We start from the raw sequence: 14,203 nt of genomic DNA, 5'->3' as shown, positions 1-14,203 counted from the left end.
AGCAGCCTTGCAGTGGCGGCCAGAACTGGCAAAGCTGCGCCTCGCCTTTTCCCTACCAGGAGCCCAGCGCCATGCAGCACTTCCCATATCAGCTGACCGGACCAATCGGATCCGCCGCCACCTTTGGTCTGATTGTCCTGCAGGTGGATGAAACCATCGAGCAGGATTTTCGCCGCCTGTTTCCCAGTCGCGACATCGCGCTCTATGTCAATCGCATCCCGTCCGGCGCAGCGCTGACCCCGGAAACCATCGCCCAGATGGGACGCGACCTTCCCGCGGCGGCAGCGCTCTTGCCGCAGAGGGTAGCGTTTGATGTGGTCGCCTATGGCTGCACCTCTGGCACCACCCTGATTGGCCCCGACCGGGTGACTGATCTGGTGCAGGGCGCCCTGACCACCCGGCATGTGGCGCAGCCGCTTGGCGCAACGCTGGCCGCCTTTGCGGCGCTAGATCTGACCTCGATCGGGCTGGTTTCGCCCTATATAGACTCTGTTTCTGGTCCGATGCGCCAAACCTTTGAGACCGCAGGCCTTCAGGTGCCAAGCCTTCTGTCCTTTGGTGAAGAGGTCGAGGCCAATGTCGCCCGCATCGACCCTGCCTCGATCCATGCTGCCGCACTGCAGGTCGGCGCGGATCCATTGGTTCAGGCAGTGTTTCTCAGCTGTACCAATCTGCGCACATTGGACGTCATTGACGATTTGGAGCAGCGCATCGGCAAACCCGTGATCAGCAGCAATCAGGCCCTGGCCTGGCATATGGCGCGGCTGTCAGGTGCACCCCTGGCCGCAGACGCACCAGGTGTTTTAACCAGCAAGCCTCTGGCCAGACCGCATCAGGGTGTCCTGCCCCCCATTTGATGCAGATGAATGCAACCCCCCCGCCCGACATCGCTGTCGGGCGGGGGGGATAATGCCACCCTGCACAGTGGCGCGCAGGAGGGGGGCGTAGGGGCGCGGGCTCAGTCGCCATCGCCACTCAAAGTGCTGGGGGCAAAGGCGCCCCCAAAACCAGAGTCTTCCTCCGCAGGCTCAGCAGTGCCACTCTCGTCCTCACCCGACAGGGTACTGGGGGCAAAGACGCCACCAAAGCCAGAGTTGTTATCCGCAGGTTGAGACTGGGCTGGCGCTGTGCTGCCCTGCTCTGCCTCTTGCTGCTCGCGGCGCAGTTCGCGCTGGCGCTGCAACTCCTGGATACGCATCTCTGTCTCCAAGCGCTTTTGCTCCTGTACATCGGCGATACACTGCTGCGGGCTATAGACCGTTGCGGTCCCCACCACGACCACCGTCGCACAGGCCACGATCACCAGCGCCACCGCCGCCCAGTTAGAACTGAGAAAGCCGGGCAGTTTGAGGCGACCTGAGCTGAGCTCTTCGACGGTGGCCCCTTTGCGCGCCTCAAGCACCAGTTCCTTGCGACGGATATTGGCCTCGTTGAACAGCGCGGCAAAGACCGTCAGCAACACGATAATAAAGGCCAGCGCCGAAATCGCCGGGGTGATGCCATAGCGAACCTTTTGCGCCAGCTCGATTGTCAGAGTGGGATATTCGCCAAAGGTAAAGGTGGTGGTGTTGTAGTTCTCGAAACTCGCCAGGAAGGCCAGCACCGCGGCGCTTGCGATGGCGGGCTTCATGAAGGGCAGAAGAACCTTGCGAAAGGCCTGCGCATGGGTAGCACCCAGATCCAGCGCCGCCTCTGTCAGAGCAGCATCATAACGCTGCAGGCGCGCCACCAGCACCAGCATGCAATAACTGGCAATAAAGGTGGATTGGCCAATCACCGTCAGGAACAGCCCATTGGACAGGAAACTATCCGCCCCCAGCCCCAGCATCCGGTTGATCCGGTCCCAGAACACCAGCGTCGAGATACCGATCACCACACCGGGCACCAGGATCGGCGCAATGATGATGGTGTAATAGGTCGCCCGCAGCTTGGGCCAGATCTGGGTCAGCATCAGGGCCCCAGCCAGCCCCATGGCCACCGACAGGATAACGGTGCCAAAGCCCACCATAACAGAGTTCTTGATACCGTTGAGGATCCGTTCGTCCTGAAACAGGGCCGAAAACCATTCAAAGGTCAGGCATTCCCAGGGGGTGGCACGGGGAAACTCGGGAGAGTTGAAGGCGGTGACCGACATGATCACCAAAGGCCCTAGCAGATAGGCAAAGAAGATCGCCAGATAGGCCCAGATGCTGAGGCGCATAAGAGAAAGGTTCTTCATTTGCCGATATCCCCCATGTTCACCTTGAACAGGCGCATCACTGCCAGCACCAGAAGGATACAGGTGACCAGCAGCACCACGGCATAGGCTGCGCCCTGTGGCCAGTCAGAGTTGTCGTTGAATTGCTGATAGATCAGCTGGGTAAACCAGAGAGAAGACGGCCCGCCCAGAATTTGCGGCGCCGCAAGTGCCCCGGCAGACAGCATGAACACCATGGTACAGCCCGAGCTAATCCCCGGTTTGGCATAGGGGATGACCACGCGGCGGTGGATCATCGGCCAGCTGGCCCCCATGTCGCGGGCAGCTTCGATCTGGTTGCGATCCAGGCTTTCGATCACGTTGTAGATCGGAAAGATCATCAACAGGATATAGGCATAGCCCAGCCCCGCATAAAGCGCGATATCGTTGCGGATGAAATCAAACGGGGTATCAAACACCCCAGCCGCGACCAGCAGATTGTTCAACACGCCGGTCTCGCCAAAGATAATACGCAGGGCAAAGGCGCGCAGGATCTCGTTGATCCAATAGGGAATGATCAGCATCAGCGCAAAGATGCGGATGTGATTGCCCTTGGTCTGAGCCAGGTAATAGGCGATTGGATAGCACAGGATCAGGTTGAAGATGGTGACAAAGATCGCCGCAATCAGGGTGCGGTAAAACACCTTCAGATCAACGGCATTATAGTCCTGACTGCCGCCTTCGGGGCCAAAGACCAGATATTTGTAGTTTTCCATCGTGTAGACGTCTTTTGGCCCGCCAATTTCTGGCGGCGGCAGGTTGGGCCGAAAAGAGAAGTCCAGCATCGACAGCTGCGGCAGGATGATCAGACCGATGGTCCAGAACAGCACCAACCCCAGCATCAAGGAGCCAATTCCCAGACCGTTGCGGTCAAAGAACTCTTTCAGGAAACGAGGCATCGCCAGTCTCCCTATTCGGTGGCCAGATCGCCGGCCGGCAAGGCCACAGCGTTCTGGACATCATATTGCAGGGTCATCGGCTGCCCCTTGTGGCTGTCAAAGGACTGGCCCAGATTGGGCAGCGAGACCTTCATTTCCTTACCGCCGTCGCCTTCCATGAAGATGTTGAAGGCATTGCCTTCAAATTCCTCGTTGGTGACGGTGGCGGTGACAAAATGGTCGCCCTCGCTGCCCACCGGCGCCAGGGCAAAGGCTTCGGGGCGGATGAACATCATCGCATCGTCCCCCGGTTTCATCTTGCCCTTATTGGCACTGGACACCCGCGCCAAAAGATCGCCGGATCGATTGGTGGCGATCAGGGCGGTATCGCCCTGCACCTGCTTCACGGTGCCACGAAAGACGTTGTTTTCCCCAACAAAAGAGGCGGCAAAAGCGGTCGAAGGGTCGTTGTAGATGGTCTTACCATCGCCAATCTGGTCAATGACACCGGCCCGCATGACCGCAATATTGTCGGACATGGTCAAGGCTTCGCCCTGGTCATGGGTGATGTAGATAAAGGTGATGCCCACCCGTTTCTGGATTTCACGCAGTTCTGTGCGCATGTGCTGGCGCAGCTTGAGATCCAGCGCCGAGAGCGGTTCATCCAGCAGCAAGACATCGGGTTCAGCACAAAGCGCACGGGCAATGGCAACCCGCTGGCGCTGGCCGCCTGACAGCTCCGAGGGCAGCTTGTCGCCCTGATCCGGCAGGGCAATCATATCCAGCAGTTCATCCGCGCGCTTGCGACGCTCCCGCGCAGAGGCCCCCTTGATCTCCATCGAGAAGGTGATGTTTTCCCAAACCTTCATCAGCGGAAACAAGGCAAGGTTCTGAAAGATCAGCGCGGTGGGACGTTTGTTGGGGCCGATCCCCTTCATGTCCTTGCCGCCAATCAACACTTGGCCTTCGCTGGGTTCCAGAAAGCCCGAAACCGCGCGCAAGATCGTTGTCTTGCCACAGCCCGAGGGGCCAAGGAAGGAAAAGAAATCCCCTCCGTTGATATGCACTTTTGCGTCGCGTACCGCGACAAAATCTCCAAAGCGGATCCAGAGGTTTTCAAGATCTACGCCGACCCCAGCACTCATGTGGTCTCTCCTCAGCTCACAACTCTAATGCCCGGTGGAGAATACCCCCGGTGCAAACAGGCTGCTCTATTCATTCAGATGTGTTCTGCGCACAGGGCGCCTGGACTGGCCCCCGGAACACCGGAGGCCAGTTTGTCAAAAACAAATCAGGCGCTTTTGAACTTGTTGACGAACTCGGTCCGCACTGCGGCGTACCAAGGCGCTTCGGCAGGCCATGGGTTCAGATTGGCCAGGCTGTCGCCGGGATAGGCTTCGGCAAAGTTCTTTTTGTAGACCTCACCGGAATAGGTATCGGCCCCCAGAACCGGCGAGTTGTAGCCATGGCTGTCAATCGCCTTGCCGGCGGCTTCCTGGCCAAAGGCATAGTCGATGAAGGCATAGACCTGCTCTTCGTTTTTCGCGCCAACCGGCATGGACATGCCATCCACCCAGGCCATCGCACCTTCAACAGGGGCTTGATAATGCACAGGCTCGCCCGCGGCTTTCAGCGCCAGAGGTGGACCATCCCAGGTTTGACCAACAACAACACCTTCGTTCAGCAGACCGTTTTTCTGGGTGTCGGCATCATTCCAGATCAGCTTGATCCGGTTTTTGCGCGCCATGCACCAGTCGGTGATCTTGCCCCAGACATCGCGCATGGTGTCTTCGTCACCATAGGCGGCCCAGACAGACCCCGGCTCCATTTCACCAGAGGCTTCCATATAGAGCCCGGCACCCAGCATCATAGAATGGGCCCGACCCATGGTCTTGCCGGCGTTTTCTTCGGACCAGACATCGCCATAAGACGGCGCATCGCCCGCTGGCAGCCATTTGTCGGTGCGATAAGCAATGCCTTCGGTGCCCCAGATATGCGGCAGCCAATGCACGCCGGCGCCGTCAAAGTTCCAGGCAGATGTACCGATTTTTGCCATCGCCGGGTTCACCGCGTCAATGTTGACCTTGCTCATGTCGAATGGTTTCAGCAGTTCCAGCGGGCCCCACTGCAGCGACCGGTTGTTGGTCGGCGAAACAATATCAAAGCCCTGACCCTTGGTGGCCTTCATCTTGTTGATGATTTCCTCGTTAGAGCCAATACCAGTATAATTTACCTTGATGCCGGTCTTTGCCTCAAAGCCTTCGATGAAGGCAGGCGGCAGATAATCCGACCACATCAGAATGTTCACTTCCCCCGAAGACGCCAGCGCGCTTTTGGAATAGAGCGGCGCTGCGAGAGCAGCCGCACCGGCGCTTTTCAGCAGGGTCCGGCGAGTGACGCTAGATTTGGTAGTCATGTTCATTTTTCTCCCTAGTGGGTTGTTGGTCTTGTTTCTTATTGTTTTTTTATATTGAAAGAGTGCGAGGCATTGCGCCCAACAAACAGTGACAGTTTCAAAAACTGATAAGGCCAAAATGCCGCAGCACTGCGAAATCATGGCTCCAGTCTTGTAACAACACCGCTCGATTCCCCTCAGCTGCGGCAGAATAAGGTGGTGTTGTAACAAGAGTTTGCGCGCCATAGCCCATTCCGTCAACATGACAGATGTCGAACGCAGCCCTACGCCAGGAAATGCCTATAAAACAGACAGATGGGCAAGCTGGGCAGGCAGATCACCGGCGCAGCTACAGCCTGTCGCCAGTTTGCCACCAGAGGTATCGCGCGGCTATTCTAAGGGGGGATCAAACCGACAGGCCGATCAGTGCAACCCCCAGGACCATTACCATGGCGGCGCCCAGGCGGCGCATCCAGTTGCCCTCTTTCAGCACCAGAAACCCGATCAGCGCGGCAAAGATCACCGAGGTTTCGCGCAGCGCCGAGACCGCACCAAGCGGGGCGAAATTCTTGGCAAAGAGCACCAGCCCGTAGGCCGTCATCGACACAAAGCCCCCGGTGATGCCAATCACCCAGCTGCGCAGCGGGATCAGCCGCAGAACCCGGCGGCGGCGCAACCCGATCACGACAGTCACAAATATATGCGCCACGGCCCCCCAGGCCCAGTAGCTCAGCGTATTTCCCGACAGGCGCACCCCCAGCCCATCCACGGTAGAATAGAAAGAAATACAAAGCCCGGTGCCCAGCGCATAAAGCAGTGCCACGCCCCCAACCCCGGATTTGAGCGTCTTCCAACTGCTCAGCAGGATACCCAGCGCGATCAGCATGATGCCGCCCCAGGCCTGCAGCGGCAGGAACTCATCGGCAAAGAACATTGCCCAAAGCGCCACCAGCGCCGGAACGATACCGCGGGCGATCGGGTAGACAACGCTAAGGTCGCCATGGTTGTAAGCCTGTCCCAGCATATAGAAATAGCCAAAATGGATCAGCGTCGACAGCGCCACATAGCCCAGGCTTTCCAGCTCTGGCAGCGGTAGGATCATCACCATGATGAGACCAGGTATCACATGACCCAGGGCGACCAGCCCCAGGGTCGTGGTGCGATCAGCAGCGGTTTTGACAATCGCATTCCAAACCGCATGCAACAGCGCCGCCGAAAGGATGATAAAGACAACAAAGGGCGTCATCGGCAAAGCACCTTTCGCGGTGGCTCAAACAGATCAAAGAAATGGTGGTGGAATAGGATAATCAGGCTCTAAATACCTGTATCAGAGCCTGATTTAGCGTCATGTCCCAACCTCTGAATCCTCCATCTCTTTGATCAGGCGCGTTTCAAGAAGCTGGCCGTTCTTGTACAAGACCGGGTAGGATACCGCTGCAACATGGCTGTTGAATTCACGCAGGGCGCGCAGGGTTTCCAAGTGGATATCCGAGGTGTCGAAACTATAGCGCTCGCCGCGTTGCAACCGTTTCAGGTGGCGCTTACGGCTGTCGCGTTCCATCCGCTTCAGTTCTGTCTTTTCCAGGTTCAGCAGGCGCGCGCTTTCCAGATCATCCGAGATCAGCACATTCGACGCCAGACGCAGATTGGCCATGATCGCCTCGTGCATACGCAGGATTTCCCCCCAGCCATCGGCCGAGAACCGCAGGTTCTTTTTGTGCAGCCGCCCGGCCAGCACTGCCAGACGCTGCGAGGCCACATCGCCGGCAGTTTCCAGGCGGATGGCATATTCCACCATCTCGCGCGCCTGCTTCATCTCTTCCTTGTCAAAGCTGTCAGCCGGAATATCCGCCACATAAGAGCGAATACCCGATAGGCAAGCGTTGACCTCTGCATCCATCGCCTGCAACGCCTTGATTTGATCGACCTCGCCGGTCTTGTACAGCTCAGCCAGAGGGCGGAACATGGTCTCGACCAGATCGCACATCCGCAGCAATTCGCGCTTCAGATTGGCCAGAACCTGGGCAGGTGGGCCATAGACACCCGGCTCTAGTGCGCTGACAGGGCGCCCATCCAGGCCGGGGTCCGGCGGTGGCGGTTCTGGCATCAGCCGCACCATCAAGGGTTCGATATGGCGACAGATCGGCAGCGCCAATATCAACAAAGAGCCATTGAACAACAGATGCACATAGACCAGCATCTGCCCGGTTTGCGGCCACTCAAGCAGCCCAGCCCCCAGCGCGGAATTCACCGCGATCAGGCAGGCCACCGCCCAGCTACCGCGCAGCCCCAGATTGGCATAGGGAATGCGCCGTGCACTCTGGCTTAATCCGCGGCTTAGCCAGACCGGAATAAAGGCCGAGCCAAAATTGGCCCCCAGCACCAGCGACAGCCCCGCCGCAAAGGGAATGGCACCGATCTGCACCAGGGTCACGCACATCAGGATGGCCGCCACAGAGGAATGCATCACAAAGGCAAGCCCCGCGCCCACCAGAAAGGCGGTGATATAGTCCCGCGCCAGATAGCCTGCCACCACAGGCAAAAAGGCACTGTCGCGGATCGGATCCATCGCCTCGCGCAGGAAGCGCAGCGAAATCAGGATAAAGGCAATCCCCATCAGGATACGCCCGGCCTGCCGGGTTTTCTTGCCTTCGGTTTTGACAAAAAGATAGCCGCCCACAGCCAAGAGCACCGGCACCAGCCAGTCCAGCTTGAACGACAAGATCTGAATGATCAGCGCCGAGCCAAGATCGCCCCCCAGCACAATCGCCAGTCCGGTGGGAAAGGCCAGATAGCCGCCAGAGGCAAAGCCGGTGGTCAATAGCGCCACCGCAGCCGAGCTTTGCAGCACCAGCGCCAGGCCAATGCCTACTCCGCCTGCCTGCACCTGATTACCGGTGCCGGTCAAAAGACGCTGAAAAGACGCGCCATAGCTGCGTTCAATGCCGGTACGCACCATGCGCACCGCAAAGAGCAAAAACATGGTGGCGCCCGCCAGGCTGATCAAAAAGGTCAAAATCGCCACGTCTAGTCTCCTTCGGGGGCTGGCTGTGCCAGCGCAAATTCGGTACCCCAGTCCACCAGCGCCCGCGCCAGTTTCTTGCCCGGTTCACGGTCGCTCACCAGCAGATCCAGCTGCTGCGGCAGCGGGCCACGGTGGGGGGCCTGTTCAGAAAATTTGGCATGGGTTGTCACCACAAAGACCTGCTCGGCGGCGGCGGTGATGGTCATGGTTAGCTGCGCCTCGGCGGCGTTGTGGAACAGCAACCCGTGTTTGGCCGACAGCGCATCCGCCGAGAGCACCGCCACATCCAGCGCAAAGCGGGCAAGTTGCTGCTCTGCCACCGGGCCAAAGGTACCACGATCATCGCTGCGCATCTCGCCGCCCAGCAGGTGCAGCCGGTTGCCATTGTGATTGGCCAGGAGCTGCGCCACGCCAATGGAATTGGTCACCACCGTCAGGTTTCGCCGCAGCCGCAGGGCCTCGGCAACAAACGAGGTGGTGGAGCCCACGTCCAGAAACACCGTCATACCATCGTGAATGCGCGGCAAGACCACCTGGGCAATCTCTTGCTTTTCTTGCGGGTTTTCTCCCATGCGGCGGAAAAAGCTGGCGCTCCGCTGACCATTACTGCCCGGCCCCACCAGATGGGCTCCGCCATGCACCCGCTCGACGGATCCCACCTTGGCCAGGGCCTTGATGGTGCGGCGCACGGTCTCTTCCGAGACATCCAGCATAGTGGCCAGCTCGGCGCTGCGTCCCGATCCCCCAAGACGGCGCAATGCATCCAGCAGCGCGACCTCTCGGTGGGATGGCGTGGCAGAGGGTAGCATTGGATCAGACTCCACAGTCGGGCAAAACATCTGTCAAACTGGCAGCGAAAGGCCTCAATCACAAGTCAAAACCCACAAAAACCAAATAAAACGGTCAAAAACCAGCAATCTTGTGGCAAAACTGCTTTTCAAATCACCGCCAAGGCGCTTAGCTGGCGGCGCCATCCGCTGCCCCACCGCACCCAAAGGATCCCCGTATGAGCCATGCCGCGCCCCAGCCCAAGAATGTGCTGTTCATCCTGATCGACCAAATGCGCGCCGATTGCCTGATAGGGGCGCTGGCCGACCATGTGGCGCTGCCAAACCTGCGCGCATTGATGGGCGAGGCGGTGAGCTTTGCCCAGAACTACACGGTGGTGAACCCCTGCGGCCCGTCGCGCGCCTCTATTCTGACCGGGCAATATGCCATGAACCACCGGTCGGTGCGCAATGGCACGCCGCTGCGCCATGACATCCCCACCCTGCCCGACGAGATGCGCAAGGCGGGCTATACCCCGATGCTGTTTGGCTATACCGACACCAGCCGCGACCCAGGCCGCCACCATCCCAACGACCCGGCCATCCGCACCTATGAACAACACATGGAGGGCTTCCAAGAGATGCTCGAGATGCGGCTGGAGATGTCCTATCCTTGGCGGGCCGATTTGATAAACAAGGGCTATAAATTCAACAGCTACTGGGATCTGCACCGACCGGTGGCGCCGGATGGCGGGGTGCCAAGGCTGAACGACCCCGCCCCCTACCGCGCCGAAGACAGCGATACCGCCTTTTTGACCAATCGGTTTTTGGCCACCCTGCCCGGCTATGCCAGGGTTGACCCACAAGAAAACGGGCAGCCGGGCTGGTTTGCCCATCTCACCTATATCCGCCCGCATCCGCCCCTGGTGGCCCCGGCCCCCTACAACACCCTGTATGATCCCGCCCAGCTCCCCCTGCCCCAGCGGCACGGCAGCCAGGCCACAGAGGCAGCACTACATCCCTTTTTTGCCGCGACGCTTCAGGCGGCAACCCCGGCCTCTATGGTGCTGGGCCATCCGGATCTGCTGCCCAATGATGATACAATACAGACCCTGCGGGCGCTGTATCTGGGGCTGGCCAGCGAGGTCGACGCCCATATCGGCCGGGTGCTGCAATTTCTGAAAGACAGCGGCCAGGAAGACAATACCCTGGTGGTGCTTAGCGCGGATCATGGCGAGATGCTGGGTGACCGCCACAGCTGGGGCAAGATGACGGTCTATGACGCCGCCTATAAAACGCCGCTGATCATTCGAATGCCCGGCAATGGCCAGCGCGCCGGCACGGTGGTGCAAGAGATCACTGAATCCATTGACCTGACCCCCACAATTCTGGACTGGGTCGGTCAAGAAATCCCCAACTCCATGGATGGTGCCTCGCTGTTGCCGCTGCTGCGTGGCGAGGTGCCCGCCGACTGGCGTTCCTATTCCTTTTCCGAACTGGACTTTGGCAGCGCCGAAGGCGCGAGCCTCTGGCAACAGACGCTTGGCACTGAAATATCAGAGTCTAACCTGAGCATTTTGCGCGATTCCCGTTTTACCCTGGTTGAATTTGCCGCCGATCTGCCACCGCTGCTGTTTGATCATCACGGTGCAGGCGAAATGGAAAATGTCGCCAGCCATCTCGAACACCAAGGCGATCTGGCACGGCTAGGCCGCCAGATGCTGCGGCACCGAATGCGAAACATGGACCACAGCCTGTCGCTGCATGCGATCACCCCCCAAGGGCCGCAGCAAAGCCAGCGCCAGCGCCCCGGCCGGACCAAGGTGCAGGGCTGACCGCCGCCATGCCGCTCGCGGCAACCCTTGACCCACCCCCCTGACGTCAGGCAAAACCGCCCCAGCTTTAGCGGTAACACAGCAAGAGATCCTCGGCTGGCAAACAGAAACAGGGGCGGACCTGAGATGAACACTCTCGACCAAGAGGCCAGAGCGCTGTTTGACGCCGCTGTTGCCCGTGCCGATCCCGGTGCTGCCCTGCGTCAGGCCCTGCAGGCCGCCCCGCTGCCTCCGCTGGAAACCGGCGGCCAAAGCTATATTCTGGCCCTGGGCAAGGCAGCAGTGCCGATGATGCAGGAAATGCTGGCGCATTGCCCTGAACCGCGCCAGGCGCTGGTGGTGACGAACCCAGAAAACCTGCAATCCGTCCCCGGCGCCAGGGTGCTGGCCGGGGCACATCCGGTGCCCGACCACACCAGCGCAGAAGCCGGGGCCGCCGTGCTGGATTTCCTGTCCCGCACCACAGCCAAGGATCGTGTCTTTGTTCTGGTATCCGGCGGTGGCTCTGCTCTCATGGTGGCGCCTGCGCCGGGGCTGACCCTGGCCGACAAGGCCGCTGTCAGCACCGCGCTGCTGTCCTCGGGGCTGGAGATCAACGAGTTGAACCTGGTGCGCCAGCAGCTATCGCAGCTCAAGGGCGGTGGCCTGTTGCGCCATGCCGCACCGGCACCGGTACAGGCCTATATCCTGTCGGATGTGATTGGCGACGATCTGCGCGCCATTGCGTCGGGGCCAACCGTCTCTGCCCTGGGAACACCAGCAGCGGCCCGCGCCTTGCTGCAACAGGCCGGGGTCTGGCAAGATCTGCCCGCCGCGGTGCGCTCCCACCTGGAACAGCCCCTCGCCCCAGCAAGCCAGCCGCTGCCAGAGGCGCAGAACCAGTTGATCGGATCAAACCGTCACAGCCTGGCTGCGATGATGGATCTGGCCACGGCGCGCGGCTGGCAAGCAGAGCTGGTCAGCGACCATCTTGTCGGAGACGTGGCCGAGGCTGCCGAAGAGATCCTGCAGGCCGCCAAGTCCGCCCCCAGCGATACCCCCGTGGCGCTGATCTTTGGCGGCGAAACCACCGTGCGCCTGCAGGGCACTGGGCGGGGCGGGCGCAATCAGGAACTGGCCCTGCGTCTGGCGCAGCGCGGCGCGACCGAGCTAAGCGGCGACTGGCTGTTCCTGTCGGGCGGCACCGATGGGCGCGACGGCCCCACCGATGCGGCAGGCGGAATTGTCACGCCGCAGACCTGGGCAACCATTGCCAAGGCGGGCGAAGATGGTGCCGCGCTATTGGCAAACAATGACAGCTACGCCGCGCTGAAAGCCGCAGAGGCGTTATTGATCACCGGCGCGACCGGCACCAATGTGGCAGATGTACAACTATTCCTGCGCCGTCCCGGCTAATACCGAAGCCGAACTACAGCTCGATCTCGTCCAGTTGGTTCAACAGATCCAGCAGCGCCTCATAGCGGTCTTCGCCCATCTTTTGCCGGGTACGGTCCACAATGGCGATGCTGGCAGCGATATTGGCGTCGATGATCTTTTCGCCCGCTGCCGTGATGCGGATCACCTGACGACGGCGGTCCACCATGTCCTGCTCGCGACTGATCAGTCCCTTCTGTTCCAGCTTTTGCAGAATCCGCGTCAGGCTGGGCAGAAGCAGGCAGGCCTGCTCGGCGATTTCGGTGGGATCAACTTTGCCGCTTTCCTGCACAACACGCAGGACCCGCCATTGCTGTTCCGTCAGATCGACATCGCTCAGCAGGTGGCGGATGGGTCCCATGACCCGTTCGCGGGCACGAAGCAGCGCAATGGGCAAAGAACGAGAGGTAGAGGGCAGTTTGTTTTTCATGCTCATTTATCGCCTCAAACCTGACTGGAATGCAATTGCCAGTGCAGCCTTTCAAAGAATTGACATTGGGACCCGAATAAACTACACATGTTAACAATAAGGCGCAAGACGACTGTTGATCTGGCCCTTGCCGCCGCGCGCTGCCGCCCTGAACCAAGGAGCCCATAATGCCCGTTCCCGCCCCCGTTCTTTACCCACCCTTCAATATTGTGCGCCTGTCTCATGTGGAATACCGGGTCACCGACCTGGCCGCGTCGCGCAAATTCTATGTCGAAATTCTGGGCCTGCAGATCACCGGGGAAGACGACACACGCATCTACCTGCGCGCCATGGAAGAGCGTGGCCACCACTGTATCGTGCTGGTGCAGGCTGCAGAGGCAGAAGTCGGTGTGCTGGGCTTCAAGCTCTATGACGAGCCGGATCTGGACAAGGCAGCCGAATTCTTTGCCGCCAAGGGCCTGCCGGTGGACTGGGTCGAACGCCCCCATATGGGCCGCACCCTGCGCACCCGCGACCCCTGGGGCGTGCCACTGGAGTTCTACGTCAAGATGGATCGGCTGGCGCCAATTCATCAACAATACAGGCTCTACAATGGGGTGAAACCGCTGCGCATCGATCACTTCAACATGTTCTCGGCAGATGTGGATGCCAGCGTCGCCTTCTACAACGAGATCGGTTTCAGGGTCACCGAATACACAGAAGATGACGAAAGCGGCAAGGTCTGGGCGGCCTGGATGCACCGCAAAGGGGGCGTGCATGATGTGGCGTTTACAAATGGCACCGGACCGCGTCTGCACCACACCGCCTTTTGGGTGCCAACGCCGCTGAACATCATTGACCTGCTCGATCTGATGTCGACCACGGGGTATGTGGCCAACATCGAACGCGGCCCCGGACGGCATGGCATTTCCAATGCCTTCTTCCTGTATGTGCGTGACCCGGATGATCACCGGATCGAGATCTACTGTTCGGATTACCAGACCGTTGACCCCGATCTGGAAGCAACCAAATGGTCGCTGACAGACCCGCAGCGCCAAACCCTCTGGGGGGCGGCAGCACCACGCAGCTGGTTTGAGGAAGGATCAAGCTTTGAAGGGGCCAGCACCAAGGAAAGCGCGCTTAAGGCGCAACCGATTATTGCACCGTAGTTCGAACATAAGACAGCGCATGACCTTGGGGAGGCGTGAAGCGCCTTCCCAAGGTCATGCGCTGTCTGTGCCAAGA

General features: G+C 59.8%; 12 protein-coding genes. 4 read left to right on the top strand and 8 right to left on the bottom strand.

All coding sequences use genetic code 11. The features are described from left to right. Nucleotides 1-71 precede the first annotated feature (71 nt). Nucleotides 72-857: a maleate cis-trans isomerase family protein gene (locus P2081_RS16900; RefSeq protein ID WP_278924044.1), complete on the top strand. Its 786-nt coding sequence runs from the start codon at nt 72-74 to the stop codon at nt 855-857. Nucleotides 858-958: 101 nt separating this feature from the next. Here P2081_RS16900 and P2081_RS16895 read toward each other — a convergent pair whose 3' ends face one another. The 7 genes from P2081_RS16895 to P2081_RS16865 all read right to left on the bottom strand — a co-directional run bounded on the left by P2081_RS16895 (nt 959) and on the right by P2081_RS16865 (nt 9,343). After that, nucleotides 959-2,218, bottom strand: a complete 1,260-nt coding sequence (locus P2081_RS16895; RefSeq protein ID WP_278924043.1) for an ABC transporter permease — start codon at nt 2,216-2,218, stop codon at nt 959-961. Continuing rightward, the gene (locus P2081_RS16890) at nt 2,215-3,135 is read right to left on the bottom strand and encodes an ABC transporter permease (RefSeq protein WP_278924042.1); all 921 of its coding nucleotides are present in this window, start codon (nt 3,133-3,135) and stop codon (nt 2,215-2,217) included. The genes P2081_RS16895 and P2081_RS16890 overlap by 4 nt, the downstream gene beginning before the upstream one ends. Nucleotides 3,136-3,146: 11 nt before the next feature. Then, entirely contained in the window at nt 3,147-4,259 is a 1,113-nt protein-coding gene (locus P2081_RS16885; protein ID WP_278924041.1) for an ABC transporter ATP-binding protein, read from the bottom strand. A gap of 146 nt (nt 4,260-4,405) precedes the next feature. Beyond that, nucleotides 4,406-5,530 (bottom strand): extracellular solute-binding protein, encoded by a 1,125-nt coding sequence (locus P2081_RS16880; RefSeq protein WP_278924040.1) that lies wholly within the window; start codon nt 5,528-5,530, stop codon nt 4,406-4,408. Nucleotides 5,531-5,915: 385 nt separating this feature from the next. Beyond that, nucleotides 5,916-6,755: an EamA family transporter gene (locus tag P2081_RS16875; protein WP_278924039.1), complete on the bottom strand. Its 840-nt coding sequence runs from the start codon at nt 6,753-6,755 to the stop codon at nt 5,916-5,918. A gap of 99 nt (nt 6,756-6,854) precedes the next feature. Further along, the gene (locus tag P2081_RS16870) at nt 6,855-8,534 is read right to left on the bottom strand and encodes a Na/Pi cotransporter family protein (protein WP_278924038.1); all 1,680 of its coding nucleotides are present in this window, start codon (nt 8,532-8,534) and stop codon (nt 6,855-6,857) included. A 2-nt stretch (nt 8,535-8,536) separates the two neighbouring features. Further along, nucleotides 8,537-9,343 (bottom strand): DeoR/GlpR family DNA-binding transcription regulator, encoded by an 807-nt coding sequence (locus tag P2081_RS16865; protein WP_278924037.1) that lies wholly within the window; start codon nt 9,341-9,343, stop codon nt 8,537-8,539. A gap of 197 nt (nt 9,344-9,540) precedes the next feature. Here P2081_RS16865 and P2081_RS16860 point away from each other — a divergent pair, with 197 nt between their 5' ends. Continuing rightward, nucleotides 9,541-11,136 (top strand): sulfatase-like hydrolase/transferase, encoded by a 1,596-nt coding sequence (locus P2081_RS16860; RefSeq protein WP_278924036.1) that lies wholly within the window; start codon nt 9,541-9,543, stop codon nt 11,134-11,136. A gap of 126 nt (nt 11,137-11,262) precedes the next feature. Beyond that, a complete protein-coding gene (locus tag P2081_RS16855) occupies nt 11,263-12,531 on the top strand; it encodes a glycerate kinase type-2 family protein (RefSeq protein ID WP_278924035.1) in 1,269 nt (422 codons plus the stop codon). A gap of 13 nt (nt 12,532-12,544) precedes the next feature. Here P2081_RS16855 and hpaR read toward each other — a convergent pair whose 3' ends face one another. Next, the gene (hpaR, locus tag P2081_RS16850) at nt 12,545-12,979 is read right to left on the bottom strand and encodes a homoprotocatechuate degradation operon regulator HpaR (RefSeq protein WP_232405058.1); all 435 of its coding nucleotides are present in this window, start codon (nt 12,977-12,979) and stop codon (nt 12,545-12,547) included. A 167-nt stretch (nt 12,980-13,146) separates the two neighbouring features. Here hpaR and hpaD point away from each other — a divergent pair, with 167 nt between their 5' ends. Then, nucleotides 13,147-14,127, top strand: coding sequence for a 3,4-dihydroxyphenylacetate 2,3-dioxygenase (hpaD, locus tag P2081_RS16845; protein ID WP_278924034.1), 981 nt, complete (start codon nt 13,147-13,149; stop codon nt 14,125-14,127). Nucleotides 14,128-14,203: the final 76 nt, after the last annotated feature.

It is taken from the genome of Pseudophaeobacter profundi (assembly GCF_029697505.1).
GTDB classification, from domain to species: Bacteria; Pseudomonadota; Alphaproteobacteria; order Rhodobacterales; family Rhodobacteraceae; genus Pseudophaeobacter; species Pseudophaeobacter profundi.
Note: the sequence above shows the minus strand (reverse complement) of the source record. Positions and strands in the feature narration are given on the sequence as shown.

Excerpts from the sequence above, each read along its gene's own strand:
- P2081_RS16900 (WP_278924044.1), top strand. The coding sequence starts at position 72 with ATGCAGCACTTCCCATATCAGCTGACCGGACCAATCGGATCCGCCGCC.
- P2081_RS16895 (WP_278924043.1), bottom strand. The coding sequence starts at position 2,218 with ATGAAGAACCTTTCTCTTATGCGCCTCAGCATCTGGGCCTATCTGGCG.
- P2081_RS16890 (WP_278924042.1), bottom strand. The coding sequence starts at position 3,135 with ATGCCTCGTTTCCTGAAAGAGTTCTTTGACCGCAACGGTCTGGGAATT.
- P2081_RS16885 (WP_278924041.1), bottom strand. The coding sequence starts at position 4,259 with ATGAGTGCTGGGGTCGGCGTAGATCTTGAAAACCTCTGGATCCGCTTT.
- P2081_RS16880 (WP_278924040.1), bottom strand. The coding sequence starts at position 5,530 with ATGACTACCAAATCTAGCGTCACTCGCCGGACCCTGCTGAAAAGCGCC.
- P2081_RS16875 (WP_278924039.1), bottom strand. The coding sequence starts at position 6,755 with ATGACGCCCTTTGTTGTCTTTATCATCCTTTCGGCGGCGCTGTTGCAT.
- P2081_RS16865 (WP_278924037.1), bottom strand. The coding sequence starts at position 9,343 with ATGCTACCCTCTGCCACGCCATCCCACCGAGAGGTCGCGCTGCTGGAT.
- P2081_RS16860 (WP_278924036.1), top strand. The coding sequence starts at position 9,541 with ATGAGCCATGCCGCGCCCCAGCCCAAGAATGTGCTGTTCATCCTGATC.
- P2081_RS16855 (WP_278924035.1), top strand. The coding sequence starts at position 11,263 with ATGAACACTCTCGACCAAGAGGCCAGAGCGCTGTTTGACGCCGCTGTT.
- hpaR (WP_232405058.1), bottom strand. The coding sequence starts at position 12,979 with ATGAAAAACAAACTGCCCTCTACCTCTCGTTCTTTGCCCATTGCGCTG.
- hpaD (WP_278924034.1), top strand. The coding sequence starts at position 13,147 with ATGCCCGTTCCCGCCCCCGTTCTTTACCCACCCTTCAATATTGTGCGC.